This is a genomic window from Streptomyces sp. UH6, assembly GCF_013421635.1.
Taxonomy (GTDB): domain Bacteria; phylum Actinomycetota; class Actinomycetes; order Streptomycetales; family Streptomycetaceae; genus Streptomyces; species Streptomyces abyssomicinicus.
Genome location: NZ_JACADT010001066.1, coordinates 1 through 1,873, shown reverse-complemented (window position 1 = coordinate 1,873; position 1,873 = coordinate 1). Strand labels below are relative to the sequence as shown.

4 protein-coding genes are annotated in these 1,873 nt (G+C 74.7%); all 4 read left to right on the top strand.

What is annotated here, in order from left to right; translation table 11 throughout:
* Positions 1–312: ATP-binding protein (locus tag HW445_RS29250; RefSeq protein WP_180223845.1), on the top strand; the 312-nt coding region annotated here is incomplete at its 5' end.
* Positions 309–920, top strand: a complete 612-nt coding sequence (locus HW445_RS29245; RefSeq protein WP_180223844.1) for a hypothetical protein — start codon at positions 309–311, stop codon at positions 918–920. The genes HW445_RS29250 and HW445_RS29245, both read left to right, overlap by 4 nt.
* 98 nt (positions 921–1,018) lie before the next feature.
* On the top strand, positions 1,019–1,576 hold the full coding sequence (locus HW445_RS29240) for a VanZ family protein (protein WP_180223843.1): 558 nt from the start codon (positions 1,019–1,021) through the stop codon (positions 1,574–1,576).
* Between the two features lie 123 nt (positions 1,577–1,699).
* The coding region (locus tag HW445_RS29235; protein WP_180223842.1) for a PspC domain-containing protein at positions 1,700–1,873 on the top strand (174 nt) is incomplete at its 3' end.

Genomic DNA, 1,873 nt, shown 5'->3' with positions numbered 1-1,873 from the left:
GTGCTGGTGGTCCAGGTCCGCGACCACGGGCCGGGCATCCCCGAGGAGGTGCTGCCGCACGTCTTCGACCGGTTCTACAAGGCGAGCGCCTCCCGGCCGCGTTCCGAGGGCTCGGGGCTGGGCCTGTCCATCGCGCTGGAGAACGCGCACATCCACGGCGGCGAGATCACGGCCGCCAACTCGCCCGACGGCGGCGCGGTGTTCACCCTGCGTCTGCCGCTGGACGCGTCCTCGGTGACGGAGGAGGCCGGGGCGGAGCGGCCGGCGGGCGGCAAGCAGGGCGCGAAGCAGAGGCAGAGGAGCGGGCGTTGAGGCGAAGAGGCGCGGCCGCGCTGCTGCTGGCGGCGGTGCTGGCCCCGGCACTGGCCGGGTGCGGGATCCGGGCGACGGAGGTGCCGACGTACTTCGGCCCGGCCCCGTCCCGGATGCCCTGCGCCGTCACGGCGTCCTCGCCCAGTCCCTCGGACGAAGCCGAGGTGCCGGTGCGCGTCTACCTGCTCTGCGCGGGACAACTGACGCTGGTGGAGCGCACGGTGCGGATGCCGGAGGGCACCGACGGGTCGGTGCGGCGGACGCTGGTGGCCCAGGGCCTGCTCGACGAGCTGACCCGTCACCCGTCGCCGGGTGAGCAGCAGAACGGCTACCGCACCAAGGTGCCGTCGGGCACCGGCGTGAAGGGGCCGCGGTCGGGCGACCCGGCGGACGCCTTCCGGCTGAGCGACGCGCCGCAGCGGCTGCCGGCCGGGGCGCTGGCGCAGATCGTGTGCACCTTCGCCGAGTCGGCCGCCACCCAGGGCTCCGGCGAGGTCACCCTGGGCGGTCCCGACGGACCGTTGACGCGGTACGAGTGTCCGCAGCCGCTGCGGACCCACCCGATCACCACACCCGTCCCCTCGGCCACAGCCGCCACGGCGGAGTGACGGCCGCCCCGGCGCGCGCACCCGCGCACGCGCCCGCTCCGCGGCCCGGGGCGGACGGGCCCGGAACCGCACGGCGGGAAGGCGGCGTCTAGAGCCACGTGCAGCGTCAACGCTCGCGCGACGGCAACGTCGCCTCCGGTCTCCGCACGGCAGGTGTCCTCCTCCTCGCCGCACACCTCGCCGTCGTCGGCTGGCTGACGCTCAGACCCCTGGACGTCCCCTGGATGACGCCGACCAACATCCGGCCGATGGCAGGCATACGCGCCGACCTGGCCCTCGGCTGGGGTCCCGCCGTGCGCCGCATCGTGAAGGACCTGGCGCTGCTCGCGCCGCTGGGCGTGCTGCTCCCGATGGCGGGCGGCCGGCTCTCGGTGCCGCCGCTCCTCTCGCTGGCCCGCACCCTGGTGGCCGGGGCGATGATCTCCCTCGGCATCGAACTGCTGCAGACCGGCGTGCCCGGGCAGGTCGTCGACGTCGACTCGCTGATCCTCAACACCGTCGGGCTCACACTGGTCCACCTCGCGGTGGTCCCGGCCGGCCGTGGCGCGCTGCGGCGGCGCCTCGTCCGCCACGCGTACCGGTCCCCCGCGGGCACCGACCAGGAGACGGCTCAGGGTCGGCCCCCGACGTTTCCCAGGGTCCCGATCGCCCCGTAGAGCGATGCCTTGCACCTTTTGCGGTCGTAGCGTTGATGTCGTAGGGGCGGCCACCGGGCCGCCCCGGCGGAGCCGCCGCACCGGCGCCTCCGACGACTCTGACGACTCCACGGAGGAGCAGCCATGAGCAGCCTCGTTCGCCCCACCCACGGCCGGATGATCGGCGGAGTCTGCGCCGCCCTGGCCCGGCGCTTCGGCGTCTCCGCCACCACCATGCGCGTGATCTTCCTGGTCTCCTGCCTGCTGCCGGGCCCCCAGGTGCTGCTGTACATAGCGCTGTGGATCCTGCTGCCCGGC